The 23,806-nt window shown below is 72.4% G+C and carries 23 protein-coding genes; 7 read left to right on the top strand and 16 right to left on the bottom strand.

Features of this window, described 5'->3' with window-relative positions:
- Positions 1-48 precede the first annotated feature (48 nt).
- On the top strand, positions 49-537 hold the full coding sequence (locus tag ACY1JF_RS00805) for a YajQ family cyclic di-GMP-binding protein (protein ID WP_462702999.1): 489 nt from the start codon (positions 49-51) through the stop codon (positions 535-537).
- A 161-nt stretch (positions 538-698) separates the two neighbouring features.
- On the opposite strand, the gene ACY1JF_RS00800 is transcribed toward ACY1JF_RS00805, so the two are convergent.
- The 15 genes from ACY1JF_RS00800 to ACY1JF_RS00730 form a co-directional block, all read right to left on the bottom strand.
- Complete coding sequence (locus ACY1JF_RS00800) at positions 699-1,844, bottom strand: RNA polymerase sigma factor (RefSeq protein WP_462703180.1); 1,146 nt, start codon at positions 1,842-1,844, stop codon at positions 699-701.
- An 8-nt stretch (positions 1,845-1,852) separates the two neighbouring features.
- Entirely contained in the window at positions 1,853-2,260 is a 408-nt protein-coding gene (locus tag ACY1JF_RS00795; RefSeq protein ID WP_462702998.1) for a YciI family protein, read from the bottom strand.
- Between the two features lie 210 nt (positions 2,261-2,470).
- On the bottom strand, positions 2,471-2,737 hold the full coding sequence (locus tag ACY1JF_RS00790) for a GlsB/YeaQ/YmgE family stress response membrane protein (RefSeq protein WP_462702997.1): 267 nt from the start codon (positions 2,735-2,737) through the stop codon (positions 2,471-2,473).
- Positions 2,738-2,978: 241 nt separating this feature from the next.
- The gene (locus ACY1JF_RS00785; protein ID WP_462702996.1) at positions 2,979-3,371 is read right to left on the bottom strand and encodes a YccF domain-containing protein; all 393 of its coding nucleotides are present in this window, start codon (positions 3,369-3,371) and stop codon (positions 2,979-2,981) included.
- Positions 3,368-4,231 carry a zinc metalloprotease HtpX gene (gene htpX, locus ACY1JF_RS00780; RefSeq protein ID WP_462702995.1) on the bottom strand — a complete coding sequence of 288 codons (864 nt, stop codon included), beginning with the start codon at positions 4,229-4,231 and terminating at the stop codon, positions 3,368-3,370. The genes ACY1JF_RS00785 and htpX overlap by 4 nt, the downstream gene beginning before the upstream one ends.
- Before the next feature lie 212 nt (positions 4,232-4,443).
- The gene (locus tag ACY1JF_RS00775; RefSeq protein WP_462702994.1) at positions 4,444-5,979 is read right to left on the bottom strand and encodes an NADH-quinone oxidoreductase subunit N; all 1,536 of its coding nucleotides are present in this window, start codon (positions 5,977-5,979) and stop codon (positions 4,444-4,446) included.
- A complete protein-coding gene (locus tag ACY1JF_RS00770) occupies positions 5,976-7,550 on the bottom strand; it encodes an NADH-quinone oxidoreductase subunit M (protein ID WP_462702993.1) in 1,575 nt (524 codons plus the stop codon). The genes ACY1JF_RS00775 and ACY1JF_RS00770 overlap by 4 nt, the downstream gene beginning before the upstream one ends.
- A gap of 6 nt (positions 7,551-7,556) precedes the next feature.
- Positions 7,557-9,554 carry an NADH-quinone oxidoreductase subunit 5 family protein gene (locus tag ACY1JF_RS00765; RefSeq protein ID WP_462702992.1) on the bottom strand — a complete coding sequence of 666 codons (1,998 nt, stop codon included), beginning with the start codon at positions 9,552-9,554 and terminating at the stop codon, positions 7,557-7,559.
- Positions 9,551-9,988, bottom strand: coding sequence for an NADH-quinone oxidoreductase subunit NuoK (nuoK, locus tag ACY1JF_RS00760; RefSeq protein ID WP_462702991.1), 438 nt, complete (start codon positions 9,986-9,988; stop codon positions 9,551-9,553). Before nuoK ends, ACY1JF_RS00765 begins: the two co-directional genes overlap by 4 nt.
- Positions 9,988-10,734, bottom strand: a complete 747-nt coding sequence (locus ACY1JF_RS00755) for an NADH-quinone oxidoreductase subunit J family protein (protein ID WP_462702990.1) — start codon at positions 10,732-10,734, stop codon at positions 9,988-9,990. Before ACY1JF_RS00755 ends, nuoK begins: the two co-directional genes overlap by 1 nt.
- Positions 10,731-11,297, bottom strand: coding sequence for a NuoI/complex I 23 kDa subunit family protein (locus ACY1JF_RS00750; RefSeq protein ID WP_462702989.1), 567 nt, complete (start codon positions 11,295-11,297; stop codon positions 10,731-10,733). The genes ACY1JF_RS00755 and ACY1JF_RS00750 overlap by 4 nt, the downstream gene beginning before the upstream one ends.
- Positions 11,298-11,299: 2 nt before the next feature.
- Positions 11,300-12,268, bottom strand: a complete 969-nt coding sequence (locus tag ACY1JF_RS00745; protein ID WP_462702988.1) for a complex I subunit 1/NuoH family protein — start codon at positions 12,266-12,268, stop codon at positions 11,300-11,302.
- Positions 12,265-13,728 (bottom strand): NADH-quinone oxidoreductase subunit C, encoded by a 1,464-nt coding sequence (locus ACY1JF_RS00740; protein ID WP_462702987.1) that lies wholly within the window; start codon positions 13,726-13,728, stop codon positions 12,265-12,267. Before ACY1JF_RS00740 ends, ACY1JF_RS00745 begins: the two co-directional genes overlap by 4 nt.
- Positions 13,725-14,372 (bottom strand): NADH-quinone oxidoreductase subunit B, encoded by a 648-nt coding sequence (locus tag ACY1JF_RS00735; RefSeq protein ID WP_462702986.1) that lies wholly within the window; start codon positions 14,370-14,372, stop codon positions 13,725-13,727. The genes ACY1JF_RS00740 and ACY1JF_RS00735 overlap by 4 nt, the downstream gene beginning before the upstream one ends.
- A complete protein-coding gene (locus ACY1JF_RS00730; RefSeq protein WP_462702985.1) occupies positions 14,363-14,788 on the bottom strand; it encodes an NADH-quinone oxidoreductase subunit A in 426 nt (141 codons plus the stop codon). The genes ACY1JF_RS00735 and ACY1JF_RS00730 overlap by 10 nt, the downstream gene beginning before the upstream one ends.
- Positions 14,789-14,955: 167 nt before the next feature.
- On the opposite strand from ACY1JF_RS00730, the gene ACY1JF_RS00725 reads away from it, so the two are divergent.
- From ACY1JF_RS00725 to ACY1JF_RS00705, 5 genes are all read left to right on the top strand, one after another.
- The gene (locus tag ACY1JF_RS00725) at positions 14,956-16,200 is read left to right on the top strand and encodes a sensor histidine kinase (protein ID WP_462702984.1); all 1,245 of its coding nucleotides are present in this window, start codon (positions 14,956-14,958) and stop codon (positions 16,198-16,200) included.
- Between the two features lie 343 nt (positions 16,201-16,543).
- Positions 16,544-17,914 (top strand): sensor histidine kinase, encoded by a 1,371-nt coding sequence (locus tag ACY1JF_RS00720; RefSeq protein ID WP_462702983.1) that lies wholly within the window; start codon positions 16,544-16,546, stop codon positions 17,912-17,914.
- A gap of 458 nt (positions 17,915-18,372) precedes the next feature.
- Positions 18,373-19,032, top strand: a complete 660-nt coding sequence (locus ACY1JF_RS00715; protein WP_462703179.1) for a LuxR C-terminal-related transcriptional regulator — start codon at positions 18,373-18,375, stop codon at positions 19,030-19,032.
- Between the two features lie 287 nt (positions 19,033-19,319).
- On the top strand, positions 19,320-21,248 hold the full coding sequence (locus tag ACY1JF_RS00710; RefSeq protein ID WP_462702982.1) for a 2-oxoacid:acceptor oxidoreductase subunit alpha: 1,929 nt from the start codon (positions 19,320-19,322) through the stop codon (positions 21,246-21,248).
- A complete protein-coding gene (locus tag ACY1JF_RS00705; RefSeq protein WP_462702981.1) occupies positions 21,241-22,290 on the top strand; it encodes a 2-oxoacid:ferredoxin oxidoreductase subunit beta in 1,050 nt (349 codons plus the stop codon). Before ACY1JF_RS00710 ends, ACY1JF_RS00705 begins: the two co-directional genes overlap by 8 nt.
- 180 nt (positions 22,291-22,470) lie before the next feature.
- Here ACY1JF_RS00705 and ACY1JF_RS00700 read toward each other — a convergent pair whose 3' ends face one another.
- The gene (locus ACY1JF_RS00700) at positions 22,471-22,851 is read right to left on the bottom strand and encodes a winged helix-turn-helix transcriptional regulator (RefSeq protein WP_462702980.1); all 381 of its coding nucleotides are present in this window, start codon (positions 22,849-22,851) and stop codon (positions 22,471-22,473) included.
- Between the two features lie 92 nt (positions 22,852-22,943).
- Here ACY1JF_RS00700 and ACY1JF_RS00695 point away from each other — a divergent pair, with 92 nt between their 5' ends.
- The gene (locus ACY1JF_RS00695) at positions 22,944-23,798 is read left to right on the top strand and encodes an NAD(P)H-binding protein (RefSeq protein ID WP_462702979.1); all 855 of its coding nucleotides are present in this window, start codon (positions 22,944-22,946) and stop codon (positions 23,796-23,798) included.
- Positions 23,799-23,806 lie beyond the last annotated feature (8 nt).

Here is a 23,806-nt window from a genome sequence, read left to right as displayed (position 1 = left end):
GTGGCTAGGCTTGGCCGACACGCAACCGGACGCAAGGAGCCACAGGACATGGCCGACTCCAGTTTCGACATCGTCTCGAAGGTCGAGCGGCAGGAGGTCGACAACGCCCTCAACCAGGCCGCCAAGGAGATCTCGCAGCGCTACGACTTCAAGAACGTGGGCGCCTCGATCTCGTGGTCCGGCGAGAAGATCCTCATGGAGGCGAACTCCGAGGAACGGGTCAAGGCCATCCTCGACGTCTTCCAGTCCAAGCTGATCAAGCGCGGCATCTCGCTGAAGGCCCTGGACGCCGGGGAGCCGCAGCTCTCCGGCAAGGAGTACAAGATCTTCGCGTCGATCGAGGAGGGCATCTCCCAGGACAACGCGAAGAAGGTGGCGAAGATCATCCGTGACGAGGGGCCGAAGGGCGTGAAGGCCCAGGTGCAGGGTGACGAGCTGCGGGTCTCCTCCAAGAGCCGCGACGATCTGCAGGCCGTGATCGCGCTGCTGAAGGGCAAGGACTTCGACTTCGCGCTGCAGTTCGTGAACTACCGCTAGTCCGCCGGACCACCGCTGGGAAAGCGGCCCGGCCCGCGCGGAGACGGCCGGGCTGCCGGACGGCCGGGCGAGGGGGCCGGCGGGCCGCGCGGGGCCGGTGCGCCGGCACCGCTCGTCCGGGCGTGCCGCGTGCCGGTGCGGGAGGCCGCGAGGGTGGGCTGTCAGCGGCCCCGGTGGGTGTTGAGCCGGGCGGCCTGGCGGGTCAGGTGGTCGCGTTCGGCGAGGTTGGACGCCTTGCGGGCCGCCTCGGCGTACAGCCGGGCCGCCGTCGTCGGCTCACCGCCGCGTTCGTGGAGGTAGGCCGCCGCCGCGGTGTGGCGGGGCAGTGCGGGATCCAGCTCGGCGAGTGCGGCCAGACCGGCGCGTGCTCCGTCGGCCTCGCCGACGGCGACCGCGCGGTTGAGCCGGACGACGGGGCTGTCGGTCAGGCGCGTGAGCTCGTCGTACCACTCGACGATCTGCGTCCAGTCGGTTTCCTCGGCGGTGGGCGCGTCGGCGTGGAGGGCCGCGATGGCGGCCTGGGCCTGGAACTCGCCGAGCCGGTCGCGGACGAGGGCCGCCTGGAGGATGCCGATGCCCTCGGCGATCGACGCGGTGTCCCACCGGCCGCGGTCCTGCTCGGCGAGCGGTACCAGGCCGCCGTCGGACGTGGTCCGGGTGGCGTGCCGGGCGTGGTGGAGCAGCATGAGGGCGAGCAGCCCGGACACTTCGGGGTGGTCGATGCGGGCGGCGAGCTGCCGGGTGAGCCGGATGGCTTCGGCGGCGAGGTCGACGTCACCGGAGTAGCCCTCGTTGAAGACCAGGTAGAGGACGCGCAGGACGGTGGCGACGTCGCCGGGCCGGTCGAACCGGACGCCGGCCACGGTGCGCTTGGCCCGGCTGATGCGCTGCGCCATGGTCGCCTCGGGCACCAGGTAGGCCCGGGCGATCTGGCGGGTGGTGAGGCCACCGACGGCGCGCAGGGTGAGCGCGGTCGCGGACGACGGGGTCAGCGAGGGATGGGCGCACAGGAAGTAGAGCTGGAGCGTGTCGTCCACCGCGGGCGCGGGCCCGGGCGCCGGTTCCTGCCGGGCGGCGTCCTCGCGCCGGCGCCGGGCGGTGTCCGAGCGGGTCCGGTCGAGGAACTTGCGCCAGGCCACGGTGACCAGCCAGCCCTTGGGGTCCCGGGGAGGGCCGTCCGGCCAGCCGCGGACCGCTTCGACGAGCGCGTCCTGTACGGCGTCCTCGGCCGCCGCGAAGTCGGCTCCGCGGCGGACGAGGACGGCGAGGACGTCCGGCGTGAGGCGCCGGAGCAGGGCCTCGTCCATCGGTACGGTCACTCCGTGATGGTGGGCGGCGCGGTCAGGAACGGGCGCAGTTCCAGCCACTCGTGGATCGGCTTGCCGCCCGCGCCGGGGGCGGCCGACAGCTCCCCGGCCAGCTCGACGGCGCGCTCGTGGCTGTCGACGTCGATCACCATCCAGCCGGCGACGAGGTCCTTGGTCTCGGCGAACGGGCCGTCGGTGACCGGCGGGCGCCCCTCACCGTCGTAGCGCACCCACGTCCCCTCGGGGGCGAGCGCCTGCCCGTCGACGAACTCACCGGTCCTCTCCAGCCGGTCCGCGAAGTCCTGCATGTAGCGCATGTGCGCCGCGATCTCCTCCGGCGTCCACTGGTCCATGGGGACGTCGTTCACCGCCGCCGGGGCTCCGCGGTAGTGCTTCAGCAGCAGGTACTTGGCCATCGTGCCTCTCCTCGGTGCCGACGCGGCTCCTTGTGGCCGCGTTCGATACGGGGACGGAGCCGGTCACGCGTTCTCGACATCGTCGGTCGGTTTTTTTCTGCCGGGTTCTCGTGGCCGCGCCCGGTACGGCCGGCCCACGGTACGAGTAGCCGGTTCCGCCCGCTTCCGCACGGGTGAGGAGCGGCCGGGGCCCCGGCCGCGCCGGGCGTCTCAGTCGCGGGAGTTGCCGAACAGGATGCGGTAGGCGACCAGGAGGACGAACGATCCGCCGATCGCCGCCGCCCAGGTGGCCCCGTCGTAGAAGTCCTTCGTGACCGGGTGGTCCAGCCAGCGGGCCGATATCCAGCCGCCGACGAAGGCGCCGGCGATGCCGATGAGGGTCGTGCCGATGAGGCCGCCGGGGTCCCGGCCCGGCAACAGGACCTTGGCGATGGCTCCGGCCAGCAGTCCCAGGATGATCCAACTGATGACGGTCATGCCCTGAACCTGCCCTCTCTCGCTGTGCCCCCGCTACGAGCGCACTGTGATCAGCATTGCCTCTGCCGTGCGGTGCGCGGCGGTACGGCCGTTTCCGCTCTTGTCCGTTCGCGCTCTCCCGTGGCTTGAGGACGCAACGGTCATGGTGGTGGTTGCGGGGGCCGGCGGAACACGGCCCGGGGCGTGCGCGGCTTCGCGGGTGCGAAGGCCGCACCGAAGGGGTGGCGCGGCGTCGGCGTGATCAGCGGGCCGTGAACGGCTGGTCGGTCCGGACGATGTCGCGGCCCAGCGGGAGCAGGGAGACCGGGATCAGCTTGAAGTTGGCCACGCCGAGCGGGATGCCGATGACCGTCACGCACAGCACGACGCCGGTGACGACGTGACCGAGCGCCAGCCACCAGCCCGCGAGGAGCAGCCAGAGCACGTTGCCGAGGCAGGAGGCCGCGCCCGCGTCCCGGCGCTCGACCGCCGTGTACCCGAAGGGCCACAGCGCGTAGATCCCGATGCGGAACGCCGCGATCCCGAACGGTATGCCGATGACCGTGACGCAGAGCAGCACGCCCGCGAGCAGGTAGCCGAGGAACAGCCAGAAGCCGCTCAGGACGAGCCATATGAGGTTGAGGACGGTCTTCACTGCCTGCCACCTGCCATCTTCTCGAGTCGGGCGATGCGTTCCGCCATGGGCGGGTGGGTGGAGAACATCTTCGAGAGGCCCTGCCCCGGGCGGAAGGGGTTGGCGATCATCATGTGGCTGGCCGTCTCGATACGGGGCTCCGCGGGGAGCGGAAGCCGCTTGGTGCCCGCGTCGAGCTTGCGCAGGGCACTGGCGAGGGCGAGCGGGTCGCCGGTGAGCCGGGAGCCGAAGGCGTCGGCCTCGTACTCGCGGGACCGGCTGACGGCCAGCTGGATCAGACCGGCGGCCAGCGGGCCGAGCAGCATGATCAGGAGCATGCCGAACAGGCCGGGGCCGTCGTCGTCGTCGGAACGGCCGATGGGGATCAGCCAGGCGAAGTTGACCAGGAACACGATCACCGAGGCGAGGGCGCCGGCGACCGAGGAGATGAGGATGTCCCGGTTGTGGACGTGGCTCAGCTCGTGGCCGATGACCCCGCGCAGCTCCCGCTCGTCGAGCATGCGCAGGATGCCGTCGGTGCAGCAGACCGCGGCGTTGCGCGGGTTGCGGCCGGTCGCGAAGGCGTTGGGGGCTTCCGTCGGGGAGATGTACAGGCGGGGCATGGGCTGGCGGGCCTGGGTGGAGAGCTCACGGACCATGCGGTACAGCCCGGGGGCCTCGAACTCGCTGACCGGGCGGGCGCGCATCGCGCGTAGAGCCAGCTTGTCGCTGTTCCAGTACGCGTACGCGTTGGTGCCCAGGGCTACCAGGACGGCGACGACGAGCCCGGCCCGGCCGAAGAAGCTGCCGATGACGACGATGAGCGCGGTCAGTCCCCCGAGGAGTACTGCGGTCCTGAGCCCGTTGTGCCGGCGGTGCACGGTACGCCCTCCAAATGGTGCAGCAGGGGAACCCTCTGTCCGAACCCTTTGCTTGCTGGTCTCGCTCGCTGTGTCGCTTCCCGGTCCGTCGATGCCACCGGTGTGCGGTGACACGTCCGGCGGACCCTCCCGTACTGGTCAACGCGAGGCGACGGCCGCCAGTTCCCCGGCGCGCGCGGAGGCGGGCACGGCGTACGGGGCGGGCGCGAGGCTCAGAAGAGCCCGGTGCCGGCGAAGCGGAGGACCAGCTGGGGGGCGCCGGAGAGGGCGACGGCCAGGACCGCGGTCACCGCGAGCGCGGCGGTGAGCGGGGCCGGCAAGAGGTGCCCGCGGGGCCCGCCCGCCGGGGCGCGGAACAGCAGGGCCGTCCACCGGAGGTAGTAGTACAGCGCGATGACGACGTTCACGGCCATGATCACGGCGAGCCAGCCGAGGCCGGCGTCGACGGCCGCGGAGAAGACGGTGACCTTGGCGAACAGGCCGATGACGCCCGGCGGCAGCCCGGCGAGGCAGAGCAGGAAGAAGGCCAGGAGGAGGGCGGTGAGGGGGTTGGAGGCGTACAGGCCGCGGTAGTCGGTCAGGCGGTTGCGCGGCGCCCCGCGGCCGACCAGGGCGGCGACCGTGAAGACGCCCAGGTTCACGGCGCCGTACATGAGGGCGTAGGCGAGGGTGGAGCCGATCGACCGCTCCGGATCGTCGGAGTACGCGGCGGCGGCGATCGGCACCAGGAGGTAGCCGGCCTGGCCCACGGACGACCAGGCGAGCAGGCGTACCGCGCTGTACGCGCGCGTGCCGCTCTGCCGCAGGGCGCCGGCGTTGCCGACGGTCATGGTGGGGGCGGCGAGCGCGGCCAGCGCCGGGCCCCAGACGTCGGCGTACGACGGGAGGGCGACGACGGTGACCAGGACGAGGCCGGAGAAGCCGACCGCCTTGCCGACGACGGACAGGTAGGCGGCGATCGGCAGGGGCGCGCCGACGTAGGTGTCGGGCACCCAGAAGTGGAAGGGCACGGCGGCCGTCTTGAAGGCGAAGCCGACGAGGGTGAGGACGACGCCGGTGTGGGCGAGGGTGGTGAGCCGCCCGTCGACGTCCTGGACGCGGCCGGCGATCTCGGTGAGGTGGAGGGTGCCGGTGGCGGCGTAGAGGAAACTGACGCCCAGGAGGCTGACGGCGGTCGCGGTGACCGAGGAGAGGAAGAACTTCAGGGCGGCCTCGGAGGAGCGCCGGTCGCCGTGGAGCAGGCCCACCAGGGCGAAGGCGGGCAGGGAGGCGACCTCCAGGGCGACGACGAGGGTCGCCAGGTCGCGGGAGGCGGGCAGCAGCGCGGCGCCGGCCGCGGAGGACAGCAGCAGGAACCAGTACTCGCCCTCGGGCAGGCCCCGGTCGGCGTCCCTCAGGGCGGTGACCGACAGCAGGGCGGCCACCAGGGCGCCGCCGAGCACCAGGAGCTGGACGACGAGGGTGAACGGGTCGGCGACGTAGCTGCACGCGCGCGTGGCGCCGGTCAGGCAGAAGGTGGCGCGGTCGCCGTCCAGCAGGGGCAGCAGCAGGAGCAGCGAGGCGGCGAGACCGGCGACGGACGCCCAGCCGAGCAGGGTTTTGCGCCGCCCGGGGACGAAGAGGTCGGCGACCAGGACGGCGAGTCCGGTCACCGCCGCGGCGGTGGGCGGCGCGACGGCGAGCCAGTCGACGGACTGGACGAGGTTCTGGGCCAGGTGGTGCGTGGCGGGCTGGGCCAGGGCGCTCATCGGGGGCCTCCTGCGAGGAGCTGCTGCACGGCCGGGTCGGTCAGGCCGAGGAGGGCCTTCGGCCAGAGTCCGGCGACGACGGTGAGGGCGACGAGCGGGGTCCAGGCCGCGAACTCGTAGCGGTGTACGTCGGGGAGCGCGGGCGTGTCCGGCGCGGTGGCGCCCATGCAGACGCGGCGGACCACGATCAGCAGGTACGCGGCGGTCAGCAGCGTGCCGGACGCGGCGACGGACATGAAGGTGAGGAAGGCGGGGCGGCTGAGCCCGCTCGCCGGGTCGAAGGCCCCGAACAGGGCGAGCATCTCACCCCAGAACCCGGCCAGCCCCGGCAGGCCGAGGGAGGCGGCGGCGGCGAAGGCGAGCAGCCCGCCGAGGCGGGGTGCCCTGCCGTAGAGCGCGGCGCCGGTCTCGGCCGCGAGGGTGTCGAGGTCGGTGGAGCCCGTGCGGTCCTTCAGGGCGCCGACCAGGAAGAAGAGCAGGCCGGTGATGAGGCCGTGGGCGATGTTGGCGAACAGGGCGCCGTTGACGCCGGTCGGGGTCATGGTGGCGATGCCGAGCAGGACGAAGCCCATGTGGCCGACGGAGGAGTAGGCGATGAGCCGCTTCAGGTCGCCCTTGGCGCCGCGCCGGGCGAGGGCCAGGCAGGCCAGGGAGCCGTAGACGATGCCGACGACGGCGAAGGCGGCGAGACAGGGCGCGAAGACGCGGAAGCCGTCCGGGGCGATCGGGAGGACGATGCGGACGAACCCGTACGTACCCATCTTCAGCAGGACACCGGCCAGCAGGACCGAGCCGACGGTCGGCGCGGCGGTGTGGGCGTCGGGCAGCCAGCTGTGCAGCGGCCACATCGGGGTCTTGACCGCGAGCCCGATCCCGATCGCCAGTACGGCGATGACCTGCACGGATGTGGTCAGCGACCGGCCGTTGTCAGTGGCCAGTGCCATCATGTCGAACGTGCCCGCCGTGATTCCGGTCAGGAGCAGGCCGAGCAGCATGACCACGGAGCCGAGGAGCGTGTACAGGATGAACTTCCAGGCGGCCCCGGTCCGGCCCTCGCCGCCCCAGCGGGCGATGAGGAAATACATCGGGACGAGGACCGTCTCGAAGGCGAGGAAGAACAGCAGCAGGTCGAGGACGGCGAAGCTGGCGAGCGTGCCGGACTCCAGGACGAGCAGCAGCGCGACGAACGCCTTCGGGGTGGGCCCGGAAGGCGTCTTGAAGTAGGAGTGGAGCGCGCAGAGGAAGGTCAGCAGCGCGGTCAGGACCAGGAGGGGGAGGGAGATGCCGTCGATGCCGAGGTGGATGCGCACGTCGAGTGCGGGGATCCAGCTGATGTCGGTCGTGGCCTGCATCTTCGACGGCTGGTCGTGGTCGAAGCCGAGCGCGAGGACGATCGCGGCGATGAGGACGGCGCCGGTCACGGTGACGCCGTGCCGCAGCACGGCCTGCTCGGGTGACTTCCCCTTCAGTCCGGGCGGCGCGGGCAGCAGGGCGGCGGCCGCCCCGAGAAGCGGACCGACGACGATCAATGCCAGAAGGAACTGCATCACGGACTCGTTGATATCGATCACGCCTGCTCACGCTCCCGTGGCGACGAGGACGGCGGCGACCGCGAGGACGACGGTGCCGGCGAGCAGCGCGCTCACATAGGTCTGCACATTGCCGGTCTGGGCACGGCGTACGGCGGCCCCGAGCCAGCGGGGCAGGGCGCCCGCCCCGCGTACGTAGGTCTCGACGACCTCCCGGTCCAGGAACCGCACGAGGCTCGCTCCGGCCCGCACCGGGCGGACGAGGAGCGCGGTGTACACGGCGTCCAGGTGGAAGCCGACGGCCGCGTGCCGGTGCAGCGGACCGAGGAGGAGCCGGCCGGGGTCGGCGGGGTCCGGCGCGTGGGCCACGCTGCCGTAGGCGGGCTCGTGGCCGGCGACGGCCTCGGCCTCCACGGCACCGGCGTCGCCCTGCGGGTGGGCGGCGACCGCGCCCAGGGGGACGCGGGCGGCGAGCGCGGTGGTGTGCCGCCAGGCTCCGTAGGTGACGATGCCGCCGACCAGGGCCACACCCGTGCCGAGCACGGAGGTGGTGAGGGTGGGGGTGAGGTCACGGCCGTCGAACCAGCCGGGGAGCACGCGGAAGGCGAGTCCGCCGAAGGCGAGCGACGGGATCGCCAGCACCCACAGCACGGCGTTCATGGCGAGCGGCTGCCTGCCGTGGTCGGGGGCTTCGGTGCCGTGGCCGCGGAAGGCCAGCAGCCACAGGCGCGTCGCGTACGCGGCGGTGATCAGGGCCGTGAGCAGACCGGCGACGAGCACGGCCCAGCCGGCGGCGGCCGGTGCGTGCTCGGTGTGGCCGCCGACGACGTGCTCGGCGGCTCCCAGGACGGACTCCTTGGAGAAGAAGCCGCTGAAGGGAGGGATCGCGGCGAGCGCGAGCAGCGCCACGGCCATCGTCCAGTAGGCGTCGGGGACACGGTCGCGCAGGCCCCGCATGCGGGACATGGCGGCGAGCGAGTTGGTGCCGGCCGCGTGGATGAGCACGCCGGCCGCGAGGAACAGCAGCGCCTTGAAGGCGCCGTGGGACAGGAGGTGGAAGACGGCGGCACCGCGGTCGGCGACGGCGAGGGCGCCGGTCAGGTAGCCGAGCTGGCCGATCGTCGAGTAGGCGAGGACGCGTTTGATGTCGTCCTGGGCGAGCGCGGCGAGTGCCGAGCCGGTCATCGTGACCGCGGCCATGACGGCCAGGACGACCATGGCGGCCCGGGAGGCCTCGAAGACCGGAAGGAGACGGGCGGTGAAGTAGACACCGGCGGCGACCATCGTCGCCGCGTGGATCAGCGCGGAGACGGGCGTGGGGCCCGCCATCGCGTCGGGGAGCCAGGTGTGCAGCGGGAACTGCGCCGACTTGCCCGCCACGCCGGCCAGGAGCAGCAGGGCGGTCACGGTCAGGTGGTCGAGTCCGCCGTCGCTCGCGACCGCGCCGAGGATCTTGGTGATCCGGAAGGAACCGGCGTCGCCGGCGAGCGCGAACAGGCCGATCAGGAAGGGGACGTCACCGAGCTTGGTCACCAGGAACGCCTTGAGGGAGGCGGCGCGCGCCTGTGGGGTCTCCCAGTAGTGACCGACCAGGAAGTAGGAGCAGATGCCCATGATCTCCCAGCCGACCAGCAGCACCATCAGGTCGCCGGAGTAGACGACGAGGAGCATGGCGGAGGTGAAGAGGGAGACGAGCGCGGCGTAGGAGGGGTAGCGCGGGTCGTCGCGCAGGTAGCCCGTCGAGTAGAGCTGCACACAGGTGGCGACCAGGCCGACCAGGACGGCGACGAGGGCGGCGAAGCCGTCGATGTGCAGGGCCAGTTCGACGGGGACCGAGCCGGTGGGGGTCAGCTCGGTGGCGGCGTCGACCGCCCGGCCGCCGCCCTGGCGCGCGGCGACGAGCACGGCGAGGACAAACGCGGCGAGCGTCGGCAGGACGGCGAGCGGGCGGGCGAAGGCGGGTGCGGTGCGGCCCAGCAGCAGTCCGGCGAGGGCGCCGAGGAAGGGAAGGAGGGGGACGAGGACGGCGAGGGTGGTCGTGGTCACGCGCTGGCCTCAGCCTTCTCGGCGGCCGCCCCGGCCGCGGGGGCGTCCGGGTTGTCGGGGTCGGAGTCGTCCGGGTCCGGGTCCGGGTCGTTCGGGTCAGGGGTGTCCGGGCCGGGGCCCTCGGCGGTGTCGCGGAGCTTGTCGATGTCCGAGGTGCCGCGGTCGCGGTGGACGGCGAGGACGATCGCCAGGCCGATGCCGATCTCGGCGGCGGCGATGGCGATGGTGAACAGGGTCAGGGCCTGCCCGGAGTGCAGGGTCTCCTCGGCGGCTTCGCTGAGCCAGACGTCGAAGGCGACCAGGTTGAGGTTGACCGCGTTGAGCATCAGCTCGACCGACATCAGGACGAGGATCGCGTTGCGGCGGGCGAGGACGCCGTAGAGGCCCGTGCAGAAGAGGAGGGCGGAGAGGACGGCGGGGTAGGCGAGGTGCATCAGCGGGCCCCTCCCTGGTCGCCGTGGGGCGTGCCGGCCTTGTCCCTGTCGGGCGTGTCGGCCCTGTCCCTGTGGGGCGTGCGCGCCCTGTTCCCGTGGGGCGTGCCCGCCTTGTCCCCGTGGGGCGTGCCCGCCTTGTCGCGCGTGCCGGCCCTATCGCCGTGAGGCGTGCGCGCCCTGCTCTCGTGGGGCGTGCCGGTGTCGTGGTCGGTCCTGGCCCTGCGGGACAGGACGATCGCGCCGACGAGGGCGGCGAGGAGGAGGACGGAGAGGGCCTCGAAGGGGAGGACCCAGTGCTGGAAGAGGCTCGCCCCGGTGACGGCGGTGGAACCGGCCGCCGGGCCGTCGAGGTCGATCCAGGTGGTGCGGAACGCGTCGGCGACCACCCAGACGAGGGCCGCCGCGGCGGCGCCGGCCACGGCCAGGGCGGCCCAGCGGTTGCCGGAGTCGGCGTCCGGGGAGCGGCCGATGGGGGCCCTGGTGAGCATCAGGCCGAACAGGAGGAGGACGACGACGGAGCCGACGTAGATGAGGACCTGCACCCAGGCGATGAACTCGGCGGTGAGCAGGAGGTACTCGACGGCGAGACCGCCGAGGGCCACCACCAGCCACAGGGCGGCGTGGACGAGCTGCCGGGTGGTCACGGTGACGAGCGCGGCGCCGAAGGTGACCAGTCCGACGAGCAGGAAGGCGATCTCGACGCCGGTCGGGGAGAGGAAGCCGGGGGCTTCGGCCGCGAGGCTCACGCGTCGCCCTCCCCCGGTGCGGTCTGCCGTGGTTCGGCCCGGACCGCCGCCAGCTTCTCGGCGGTCTTGCGGGCGGCGGCGAGTTCCTTCGGTTCCTCCGCGCCGGAATCGAGGGCGGGCGGAGCCGGGACGGTCCACATCCACTCGCGGAGCTTGTCGCGTTCGTGGGTGAGGTCGCGGATGTCGGTCTCGGCGTACTCGAACTCGGGTGACCAGAACAGGGCGTCGAACGGACAGACCTCGATGCAGATACCGCAGTACATGCACAGGGAGAAGTCGATGGCGAAGCGGTCCAGGACGTTGCGGCTGCGTTCCCGGCCACCGGGGGACGCGGCGGGGACCGTCTCCTTGTGGGAGTCGATGTAGATGCACCAGTCCGGGCACTCACGGGCGCAGAGCATGCAGACCGTGCAGTTCTCCTCGAACAGGCCGATGACTCCGCGGCTGCGGGGCGGCAGGTCGGGCTGGACGTCCGGGTACCGCTCGGTGACGGTCTTCTTCGTCATCGTGCGCAGGGTGACGGCCAGGCCCTTGGCCAGGCCGCTTCCTGGAATGGGGGCCATGGTTACTGGATCACCACCTTGACGATGCCGGTGAGGGCGATCTGGGCGAGGGCGAGCGGGACGAGGAGGGTCCAGGAGAGCTTCTGGAGCTGGTCCTCGCGCAGACGGGGGTACGTCACGCGGAGCCAGATCACGACGAAGGCGAGGACGGCGGTCTTCAGCAAGGTCCACACCCAGCCGAGGCCGTCGGCGCCCCAGGGACCGTGCCAGCCCCCCAGGAAGAGGACGGTGGTCAGGCCGCACAGGACGACGATCCCGGCGTACTCGGCGAGGAGGAAGAGCGCGAAGCGCAGGCCCGTGTACTCGGTGTACGCGCCGAAGATGATCTCGGAGTCGGCGACGGGCATGTCGAAGGGCGGACGCTGGAGTTCGGCGAGGCCGGCGGTGAAGAAGACGACCGCGCCGACGATCTGCCAGGGCAGCCACCACCACTCGAAGGCGTCCAGGACGCCGGGGAGCGAGACCGTGCCGGCCGCCATCGCGACCGAGGCGGCGGCGAGCAGCATGGGGAGCTCGTAGGCGAGGAGCTGGGCGGCGGTGCGCAGACCGCCGAGGAGGGAGAACTTGTTGGCGGAGGCCCAGCCGGCCATGAGCGAGCCGAGGACGCCGACGCCCATCACGGCGAGGACGAAGAAGACACCGGCGTCGACGACCTGGCCGACCGCGCCCTCGCCGGGGCCGACGGGGATGGCCAGGAGGACGAGGAGGTAGGGGAGGAGGGCGACGGCGGGCGCCAGCTGGAAGATACGGCGGTCCGCACCCGCGGGGACCACGTCCTCCTTCTGCGCGAACTTCACGCCGTCCGCGACGAGCTGGGCCCAGCCGTGGAAGCCGCCGGCGTACATCGGACCGAGGCGGCCCTGCATGTGGGCCATCACCTTGTGCTCGGTCTGGCCGACGATCAGGGGGAACGCGAGGAAGACGACGAAGACGATCAGGAGGCGCAGGATGACGTCGAGCGCGTCGTTCACTGCCGGCCTCCTGGCGGGTCTTCGGGGGTTTCGGGGGCTTCGGATGTTTCGGGGGCTTCGGGGGTGCCGAGGGTTTCGGGCTTCCCCGGGATGCCGGGGGCGGAGGGATCCTCCGCAGTGCCGGGCTTCCCCGGGGCGCCGGGGGCGGAGGGATCCTCCGCAGTGCCGGGCTTCCCCGGGGTGCCGGGGGCGGAGGGATCCTCCGCAGTGCCGGGCTTCCCCGGGGTGTCCGCGGGAGTGGTGGCTGCGGCGTCCTCGCCGCGTTCGGCCGCGGGCTCGTCGAAGGCCGGGCGGGCGTGGTGCCACGGGGCGTCCGCGCTTCGCGGCGCGACGGGAGCGGTCCGGGGCCCGTCGGGCGCACCGTCACCCGCGGCCGCCCGCTGACTGGCGGAGCCCCCCGCCGCGCTCCGCGCCCGTCGGGGGGCCGCGGTACCGCCGGTGGCCGGCCGCTGCGAGGCCGAACCCTCACTGACACTGCGGGACCGCCTGGCAACCGGTGCCGACGGCGCCGTCGGCGTCTCGGCGGACGGAGCCGCTTGACTGACGGAGCCTTCCGCGGCCGAACGTGCACGCCGGGGCGCCGGCGAAGTCCCGGCGGCCGGTGCCGCCTGCCGGGCGGCGCCCTCCGCCTGTCGGGGGGAGTCCCCCGCCTGTCGGGGGGAGTCCGCCTGCCGGGAGGAGTCCACCGTCTGCCCGGAGGAGTCCGCCCGCCCGGAGGAGTCCGCCCGCCCGGAGGAGTCCGCCGTCTGGCTCGCCGACCCCTCCGCCACCGAACGCGTCCGGCGGACGGGACGGTCGCCCGTGGCGCGAGCCGGGCGGGCGTCGGCGCCGCCCGGCCCGCGGCCGGCGCCACGGGCCGGGCGGGCCGGGGCGGCGGGGAGCCGGCCCTTGAGGGGGCCCCACTCGTTCGGGTCGGGGACGCCCGGCGGAAGCATCTGCCGGCGCCGGGGCCCGGCATGGCCGCCGCCCGCCGAGGACTCCCCCGGCTCCTTCGCGCCCGGCCACGCCTTGGCGACCCGGGCGGCGAGGACGAAGTCCTTGCGCAGGGGGTTGCCCTCGAAGTTCTCCGGCAGGAGCAGGTGGTCCAGTCCGGGGTGACCGTCGAAGACGACGCCGAACATCTCGTGGGTCTCGCGCTCGTGCCAGGCCGCTCCCGCGTACACGCCCACCGCGGTGGGCAGTACCGGGGACTCGTGCGCAACCGTCGTCCGCAGCAGCAGGCGCCGTACCGGCGCCAGCGCGGCCACGTGCGCCGCGACGCGGAAGCCCGTGCCTGGTTCGTCGACCGCGCTCAGCCAGTCGAAGTACGTGCAGCCCAGCCGGTCGCGTGCGGTCTCCAGGGCGGGGATCCAGTCCGCCGGGGGGACGTCCACCGTCAGGACCTCGTACGACTCCTCGGCCGTGGCCCGCGGGCCGAAGAGTTCCCCGGCGTCGGCGGGCAGCCAGCCGACCGTGCTCATCGGTCCTCCTCCGGCTCCGGCGCCGGCACCGCTGCCGGACCGCCCGGGGCAGGCGCGGCGGGCGGCCTCACCAGGTCGCTCCGCAACGCGTCCGCCGACGGCCGCCGCGAGGTGCCGTACCGCTCCCCCAGCGACTCCCGCGCGATCTTCTCCTGGAGCTTGAGGATCCCCTGGAGCAGCGCCTCGGGGCGCGGCGGGCAGCCGGGGACGTAGACGTCGACCGGGATGATCTGGTCGACGCCCTTCGTCACGGAGTACGAGTCCCAGTACGGGCCGCCGCAGTTGCTGCACGCGCCGAAGGAGATGACGTACTTCGGCTCCGGCATCTGCTCGTACAGCCGCTTGACCGCCGGGGCCATCTTGTCGGTGACCGTGCCGGAGACCACCATCAGGTCGGCCTGGCGCGGTCCCGGCGCGAACGGGATGACGCCGAGGCGGATGAAGTCGTGGCGGGCCATCGACGCGGCGATGAACTCGATCGCGCAGCAGGCGAGCCCGAAGTTGAAGACCCAGAGGGAGTACCGGCGGCCCCAGTTGAGGACCACTTTCATCGGCTCGGGGGCGAGGCGCGAGAGGGCGCCCAGCCTCTTCGGTTCCGGCAGCGGCACGGGATCGCGCACGGGTTCGGACGGCGTCACGTCCATGCCAGGACGCCCTTCTTGTATGCGTACAGCAGGCCCACGGCGAGGAAGCCGAGGAAGATGAACATCTCCACGAGCGTCGTCGCGCCGTAACCGGGTGCGGCGAAGACGGTCGCCCAGGGGAAGAGGAAGATCGAGTCGACCGCGAAGATCACGTACAGGAACGCGTAGACGTAGTAGCGGACCTGGGTGTGGGCCCAGCCCTCGCCGACGGGGTCGACCCCGCATTCGTAGGTCAGGAGCTTCTCGGGGGTGGGGACCACCGGGCGCAGCAGGCGGCCGGCGCCGAACGCCACGGCCACGAAGAGCACGCCGACGACGGCGAGCAGTCCGACGGCCGAGTACGACTGGAAGTAGTCCGCCGCCACGACGGCGGTCGCGTCGGCCGCGGTCGTACCGCCGACGGTCGGTTCCGGCACGTCCGTCCCTCGCTCCCTGTCCTGCCCTGTCCGTCCCTGTCCACTACTGGGACCCCTGCGAGTCTAGGGCCTCCTAAAGGAAGCGTAAGCGGGGTGGGGTTTTCCTCAGTGGTTCCGGGCGGTCCGCCTCATGGCGCCGGGCCCCGGCGCGCGGCACGCTGATCCGTATGACCGAGAGTCTTTCGCCGACGCCGCCCGACGGCCGCCCGACGCCGGCCCGTTTCGCCTACGACCGGCACACCTGGAAGGAGATCGCCCACCTGCTGGCGAACCTCCCGGTGTCGCTGCTCGGGTTCGTCTACGTCGTGACGGTCCTGCCGCTGGGCTTCGGGCTGACGGTCACGGTGATCGGGCTCCCGCTGCTGGCGGCCGGGCTGACGGGCGCGCGTCTGCTGGGCAGGCTGGAGCGGGCCCGCTGCCGGGCGCTGCTCGGGATGCGGGTGGACGAGCCGAGCCGCCTGCCGTCGCGCGGCGGGGGCGGGGTCTTCCCGCGCCTGTGGTCGGCGCTGAAGGACCCGGTGGGCTGGCGCACGGCCCTGTACGGGTTCATACGGCTGCCCTGGGGCATCCTCACCTTCGTCACCACGCTGACCTCGTTGTTCGTGCTGTGGCCGGTGCTGCCCTTCATCGCCCGGGGGCTGGGCAACGCCGACCGGGCGATGGTGCGCGCGCTGCTCTCCCCCTCCGACGAGCTGGAACGGCGGATCGCCGAGCTGGAGTCGGACCGGGGCGTGGTGGTCGACACGGCCGCCGCCGACCTGCGGCGCATCGAGCGCGACCTGCACGACGGCGCCCAGGCCCGCCTGGTCAACCTGGCCATGGGGCTGGGCCTGGCCAAGGAGAAGCTGCTGGAGGGCCAGGCCGACGAGCACGTCGCGGCGATGGTCGACGAGGCGCACGGCGAGGTGAAGCTGGCCTTGCGGGAGCTGCGGGACCTGGCCCGCGGCATCCACCCCGCCGTCCTGACCGACCGCGGCCTGGACGCGGCCCTGTCCTCGGTCGCCTCCCGCTGCACCGTGCCGGTGCGGGTGACGGTCGACCTGACGGAGCGGCCGGCGGCGGCCATCGAGGGCATCGCCTACTTCACCGTCTCGGAGCTGCTGCAGAACGTCAGCAAGCACAGCGGGGCGCGTTCGGCCGCGGTGGAGGTCTGGCGCACGGACACCCGGCTGCTCATACAGGTGCGGGACGACGGCCGCGGGGGCGCCCGCCTGGGCGGCGGTACGGGGATGAAGGGGCTCGCGGACCGGCTGGGTGCCGTCGACGGCCTGTTCGTCGTCGACTCCCCGGAGGGCGGCCCGACGGCCGTCACCGCCGAGCTGCCCTGGCGCGACCGCGCGGACACCCGGACGTACCCGCCGCGGGACAGCGGGCCCGAACCGTCGCACGCCCCGGGCCGGGCCCTGCCGTGACACCCGGGTCTCCCGGTGCGTCCCGGTGCGTCCCGGTGCCCCGAGGTGGGGAAAACCCCCGGTCCAAGAGACCGACGGGCTCCATGTCCCGCGGCCCCGTGACCGAGGAGGGTGGAGGTACGACGGCACAGCCGCAGGACGCGGACGCAGCCGTAGGACGCAGGCACAGCCGTAGGGCACAGGCACAGCCGTAGGGCACAGGCACAGCCGTAGGACGCGGACGCAGCCGTAGGACACGAACGCGGACCGGCAGGACACGGCACAGCCGCAGGACACAGGACCCGCAGGACACAGGCCCCGCGGAACACGCGCAGCCGCAGGGACGAGCAGAAGGACGGCACCGATGGCCATGGAGTACGGACAGGGGTACGGGCCGGGCAGTGGCCCCGGAGTCCGCGGGAGCAGCGGTGAGCGGCGGCACCGGCTGCCGGCCGGTCTGCGGGCGCCGTTCGAGGCACGCGGCTGGCGCGAGTTCGGCTATGTGCTGCTGAGCCTGCCGATCAGCATCGTCCTCTTCACCTTCGCCGTCACGATGGTCTCCCTGGGGGCCGGGCTGCTGGTGACCTTCCTCGGCGTACCGGTACTGGCGGCGGCGCTCGCCGGATGCCGCGGGTTCGGCGCGATGGAGCGGACACGGGCGCGTGGGCTGCTGGGGCTGGAGGTGGCCGACCCCGAACCGCTGCGGATGCGGAAGCAGGGCGTCCTCGCCTGGGTAGGGGCCGTCCTCAAGAGCGGCACCTCCTGGCGGGCGCTGCTGTACGCGCTGCTGCACCTGCCGTGGGCGGTCCTCTCGTTCGGCATCGCGGTCACCGTCTGGACCTATGGCTGGACGCTGCTGACGTACCCGCTGTGGTTCTGGGTCTTCCCGATGTACGCCGGCCAGGGCGGGTTGCAGCTGTACGGCGACGAGACCCACCGCGTCTATCTGGACAACCCCTTCGAGATCGCCGTGACGGCACTGGTGGGCCTGCTGTTCACGCTGGCCGCGCCGTGGATCGTGCGGGCCCTGACGCTGGTGGACCGGGTGATGGTGTACGGGCTGCTCGGTCCGTCGCGGCTGGCGACGCGGGTGGTGGAGCTGGAGTCGGACCGGGGCGTGGTGGTCGACACGGCCGCCGCCGACCTGCGGCGCATCGAGCGCGACCTGCACGACGGCGCCCAGGCCCGCCTGGTCAACCTGGCCATGGACCTGGGCCTGGCCAAGGAGAAGCTGCTGGAGGGCCAGGCCGACGAGCACGTCGCGGCGATGGTCGACGAGGCGCACGGCGAGGTGAAGCTGGCCTTGCGGGAGCTGCGGGACCTGGCCCGCGGCATCCACCCCGCCGTCCTGACCGACCGCGGCCTGGACGCGGCCCTGTCCTCGGTCGCCTCCCGCTGCACCGTGCCGGTGCGGGTGACGGTCGACCTGACGGAGCGGCCGGCGGCGGCCATCGAGGGCATCGCCTACTTCACCGTCTCGGAGCTGCTGCAGAACATCAGCAAGCACGCGCGGGCCACGTACGCGGCCGTGGAGGTGTGGCGGGTGGAGAACCGGCTGATGCTCCAGGTCGTGGACGACGGGGTGGGCGGAGCCGACGCGTCGGCCGGTTCCGGGCTCGCGGGACTGGCGGAGCGGCTCGACGCGGTGGACGGAATCCTGGTGGTGGACTCGCCGGCCGGCGGGCCCACCCGGATCACGGCGGAACTGCCGTGGCGCGCGGACCGGCCGGCCTGAGCCTCACGCGCCCCGCGCACCTGCCCCACGTGTCCCGCACGCCTGTCCCCTGGACCCTCTGGACCTCACGGATCCCATGAACCTCATGAGTCCCATGGCCCTATAGATCCCATGAGCTCCATGAGCTCCATGACCCCATGAGCCCCATGGGACCGACCCGCCCACCCCCACCCCGCCCCGCACACCAACCACTCCCGTGCCCCAGGTCTCCCAAATGCCCCAGCCACCCCAGCCCCCCAAACACCCCGACCACCCCGACCACCCCGGCCACCCCGGCCACCCCGGCCACCCCGCGCAAGCCACACCCCCAGCCACGGTCCGGCCGGCGCGGAAGGCGGCCGTCTCGTTACCGTTGCCCGGACACATACGGAGCCCGATGCTGGGATGCTGGACCCGTTCCAGGGGAGCGGGCAGGGCCGGTGCGGGGCTGTGGGGGGCCGAGAGTCGTGGAGAACAGGGTGCGGGTGGTCATCGCCGAGGATTCAGTGCTGCTCAGGGAGGGCCTGACCCGGCTGCTGACCGACCGGGGGCACGAGGTGGTGGCCGGGGTCGGTGACGGTGAGGCCCTGCTCAAGACCGTCACCGAGCTGGACGGCCAGGGGGAGCTGCCGGACGTCGTCGTGGCGGACGTGCGGATGCCGCCCACGCACACCGACGAGGGCGTGCGGGCGGCGGTGCGGTTGCGCAAGGCGCACCCGGGGATCGGGGTGCTCGTGCTGTCGCAGTACGTGGAGGAGCGCTACGCCACGGAGCTGCTCGCCGGGTCCAGCCGCGGGGTCGGCTATCTGCTCAAGGACCGGGTGGCCGAGGTGCGGGAGTTCGTGGACGCGGTGGTGCGGGTCGCCCGGGGCGGCACCGCCCTCGATCCCGAAGTGGTCGCGCAGCTGCTCGGGCGCAGCCGCAGGCAGGACGTGCTCGCCGGGCTCACCCCGCGTGAGCGGGAGGTGCTGGGGCTGATGGCCGAGGGCCGGACGAACTCGGCGATCGCCAGGCAGCTGGTGGTGAGCGACGGAGCGGTCGAGAAGCACGTCAGCAACATCTTCCTGAAACTCGGGCTGTCCCCGAGCGACGGCGACCACCGCCGTGTGCTCGCGGTGCTCACTTATCTCAACTCCTGATTCTTTCCCCCGGTTCATGATCGGCTTTTCGGCCTCCGTCCCTCCGATATCGCCGCCAGACGATCTGTTCATCCGAACGGACGATGAGCCGGACGACGAACAGACGCGTCTTTTCCCGCGCCGGGAGGCGAGCGGCCCTTGGGAAAGCGGGGCGGCGGGCTGTCTCGAAGTCGTGTCCGTCATGCGAATGTCCCCCGATGGGCGACCTCGGCGGTCGTAGGGTTGATCCTGGGATGGTCGGCATGGGGCCACTCCCCGGACAGCCGCCTCGAGGGAGGTCCAGTTCAGTGACCAGCCAGGTCAGCAGCCCAGCGGAGCAGGCCGACGGAACGGTCGTAGGAGAGCAGCGCAAACCGGCGGGGAGCAAGGACGTCCGCCGGCTGGACCGGGTGATCATCAGGTTCGCGGGCGATTCGGGTGACGGTATGCAGCTCACCGGGGACCGTTTCACCTCGGAGACCGCGTCCTTCGGAAATGATCTTTCTACGCTGCCGAACTTCCCGGCCGAGATCCGGGCGCCCGCAGGTACCCTGCCGGGCGTCTCCTCTTTCCAGTTGCATTTCGCCGACCACGACATCCTCACCCCGGGTGACGCCCCGAACGTGCTGGTCGCGATGAATCCGGCGGCGCTGAAGGCGAACATCGGGGACATGCCGCGCGGCGCGGAGATCATCGTCAACACGGACGAGTTCACCAAGCGGGCGATGCAGAAGGTGGGGTACGACACCTCCCCGCTCGACGACGGGTCCCTGGACGGTTTCAGCCTCCACCCGGTGCCGCTGACCACGCTGACCGTGGAGGCGCTGAAGGAGTTCTCCCTCACCCGCAAGGAGGCCGAGCGCAGCAAGAACATGTTCGCGCTGGGCCTGCTGAGCTGGATGTACCACCGGCCCACCGAGGGCACGGAGAAGTTCCTGCGCGCCAAGTTCGCGAAGAAGCCGGACATCGCGGCGGCCAACATCGCGGCGTACCGGGCGGGCTGGAACTTCGGGGAGACGACCGAGGACTTCGCGGTCTCCTACGAGGTGGCGCCGGCGGCGACGGCGTTCCCGCCCGGCGTGTACCGCAACATCTCCGGCAACCTGGCCCTGTCCTACGGCCTGATCGCCGCCTCCCGGCAGGCGGACCTGCCGCTGTTCCTGGGTTCGTACCCGATCACCCCGGCCTCGGACATCCTGCACGAACTCAGCAAGCACAAGAACTTCGGCGTGCGCACCTTCCAGGCGGAGGACGAGATCGCCGGGATCGGCGCGGCGCTGGGGGCGGCCTTCGGCGGCTCGCTCGCGGTGACCACCACCTCCGGGCCGGGGGTGGCGCTCAAGAGCGAGACGATCGGGCTCGCGGTCTCCCTGGAACTGCCGCTGCTGGTCATCGACATCCAGCGCGGCGGCCCGTCCACGGGTCTGCCGACCAAGACCGAGCAGGCCGACCTGCTCCAGGCGATGTTCGGGCGCAACGGCGAGGCGCCGGTGCCGGTGGTGGCCCCGCGCACCCCGGCCGACTGCTTCGACGCCGCGCTGGAGGCGGCCCGGATCGCGCTGACGTACCGGACCCCGGTCTTCCTGCTCTCCGACGGCTATCTGGCCAACGGCAGCGAGCCGTGGCGCGTCCCGGAGCCGGAGGAGCTGCCGGACCTGCGCGTGCGGTTCGCGCGGGGTCCCAACCACACCCTGGACGACGGCACCGAGGTCTTCTGGCCGTACAAGCGCGACCCGCACACCCTCGCCCGCCCCTGGGCGATCCCCGGCACGCCCGGCCTGGAGCACCGCATCGGCGGCATCGAGAAGCAGGACGGCACGGGGAACATCTCCTACGACCCGGCCAACCACGACCTCATGGTCCGCACCCGGCAGGCCAAGGTCGACGGCGTCGACGTCCCCGACATCGGGGTGGACGACCCGGGCGGGGCCGGGGTCCTGGTGCTGGGCTGGGGTTCGACCTACGGGCCGATCACCGCGGCCGTGCGCCGCATCCGCAAGGAGGGCGGCCGGATCGCCCAGGCCCATCTGCGCCACCTCAACCCGTTCCCGGCCAATCTCGGCACGGTCCTCAAGGCGTACGACAAGGTGGTGATCCCCGAGATGAACCTCGGCCAGCTCGCCACGCTCGTCCGGGCGAAGTACCTGGTCGACGCCCACTCCTACAACCAGGTCAACGGCATGCCGTTCAAGGCGGAGCAGCTCGCCGCCGCGCTGAAGGAGGCCATCGATGACTGAGGCACTGCGCCTGGTGCCCAAGGCCGGGGGCAAGCAGTCCATGAAGGACTTCAAGTCCGACCAGGAGGTGCGCTGGTGCCCCGGCTGCGGTGACTACGCCATCCTCGCCGCCGTCCAGGGCTTCATGCCCGGGCTGGGGCTGGCGCGGGAGAACATCGTCTTCGTCTCCGGCATCGGCTGCTCCTCCCGTTTCCCGTACTACATGAACACCTACGGGATGCACTCCATCCACGGCCGCGCCCCGGCCATCGCCACGGGTCTGGCGACCAGCCGGCGCGACCTGTCGGTGTGGGTCGTCACCGGTGACGGCGACGCGCTGTCCATCGGCGGCAACCACCTGATCCACGCCCTGCGGCGCAACGTCAACCTCAAGATCCTGCTGTTCAACAACCGGATCTACGGCCTGACCAAGGGCCAGTACTCACCGACCTCCGAAGTCGGCAAGATCACCAAGTCGACGCCGATGGGTTCCCTGGACGCGCCCTTCAACCCGGTCTCCCTCGCGCTCGGCGCGGAGGCGTCCTTCGTGGCGCGGACCGTCGACTCCGACCGGGGGCACCTCACCGAGGTGCTGCGCCAGGCCGCCGCCCACCCGGGCACGGCGCTGATCGAGATCTACCAGAACTGCAACATCTTCAACGACGGCGCGTTCGAGGTCCTCAAGGACCGGCGGCAGGCCGAGGACACGGTGATCCGGCTCGAGCACGGGCAGCCGATCCGGTTCGGGGCCGACGGCCGCAAGGGAGTCGTGCGCGACCCGGCCACCGGTGACCTGGAGGTCGTGGCGGTCACGCCGGAGAACGAGGCGGACGTACTGGTCCACGACGCCCGTGCCGCCTCCCCGACGACCGCGTTCGCGCTGAGCAGGCTCGCCGATCCCGGCACCCTGCACCACACGCCCATCGGTGTCCTGCGCGCCGTCGAACGGCCCGTCTACGACACCCAGATGGCCGACCAGCTCGACCGCGCCGTCGAGTCGGCGGGCAAGGGCGACCTCGCCGCGCTGCTGGCCGGCGGCGACACCTGGACCGTCGTGGGCTGAGCCCGCGCGCACGGCTCCGCCGGAGGCCCGGGGCGGCGACGGCCCCGGGCCTGCTCGTCGTCGCCGGGCACCGGAGGCGACGCCGGCCCCACACCCGAGAGCCGCGGCCGGCCCCCGCCCGCCCCTACGCCCGGAAACCGCGGCCGGCCTCCCACCCGCCCCCACGCCCGAGAGCCGCGGTCAGCCCTTCGCCTCGTCGTATGCCCGGCGGGCCCGCGTCACCTCGTCCATCCGGTCCTTCGACCACCGGGCCAGCCCCCGCACCTGTTCGGCCGCCTCCCGGCCGAGGTCCGTCAGGGAGTAGTCCACCCGCGGCGGGATCACCGGCTGCGCGTCCCGGTGGACCAGGCCGTCGCGCTCCAGGACCTGGAGCGTCTGGGTCAGCATCTTCTCGCTGACCGTCCGGCCCTGCCGGGAGACCGCCCGGCGCAGCTCACCGAAGCGGTGCGGGCGGTCGAGCAGCTCGATCAGGACCAGGACGCCCCAGCGGCTGGTGACGTGCTCCAGGACGAGCCGGTACGGACACAGCTCCTCACGGCTGACACTTACCTTCATGACCATACCTTACTCGAAAGTGGGTACTTTCTAAGAGTTAGCGCCCATCCTAAGGTGAGTGCGGAACACGACGTCACCGCACGAAGGGCACACAGATCATGAGCATCGTCGTCACCGGAGCCGGCGGACGCCTGGGCCGCCACGTGGTGGAGCAGTTGCTGGAGAAGGTTCCGGCCGAGCAGGTCACCGCCGTCGCGCGCGCCAAGGAGCGGGTCGCCGACTTCGCACAGCGCGGGGTACGGATCGCCGTGGCCGACTACAACGCGCCCGAGACCTTCGACGGCCTCTTCTCGGCGGGCGACAAGGTGCTGCTGATCTCCGGCAACGAGGTCACCAAGGACCGCCCCGCCCAGCACAGGACGGTCATCGACGCCGCCGCCGCGGCCGGTGTGGCGCTGCTGGCGTACACCAGCGCCCCCAGCGGTCTGAGCGCCGCCCTCGCCGACGACCACCGCGCCACCGAGGAGATCCTGCTCGCCTCCGGCCTGCCGTGGGTGATCCTGGGCAACGGCTGGTACCACGAGAACCACACGGAGAACCTCGCCCAGGTCCTGGAGCGCGGCGCCGTCGTCCAGGCCGCCCGCGAGGGCCGTATCTCCTCCGCCTCGCGCGCCGACTACGCGGCCGCCGCCGTCGCCGTACTGACCGGTGCGGGACACGAGAACAAGCGGTACGAGCTGGGCGGCGACGAGGCGTGGAGCTTCGCCGAGTACGCGGCCGAGGTGAGCCGGCGCGCGGGCCGCGAGATCGCCTACCGCGCCGTGTCCGTCGAGGAGTACGTCCGCGCCCTCGTCGCCGCCGGCCTGCCCGAGCCGGTGGCCGAGGTGCTGGGCGGCGTGGAGGCCTCCACCGAGAAGGGCGAACTGGTCGTCACCACCGGCGACCTCTCCCGGCTCATCGGCCGCCCGACCACCCCGATCACCGAGGCGATCGAGGCCGCGCTGCGCAAGTGACCGGTCCC

The sequence above is a fragment of the Streptomyces sp. SYSU D01066-1 genome, assembly GCF_054956795.1.
This window is presented reverse-complemented; position numbering and strand designations above follow the sequence as displayed.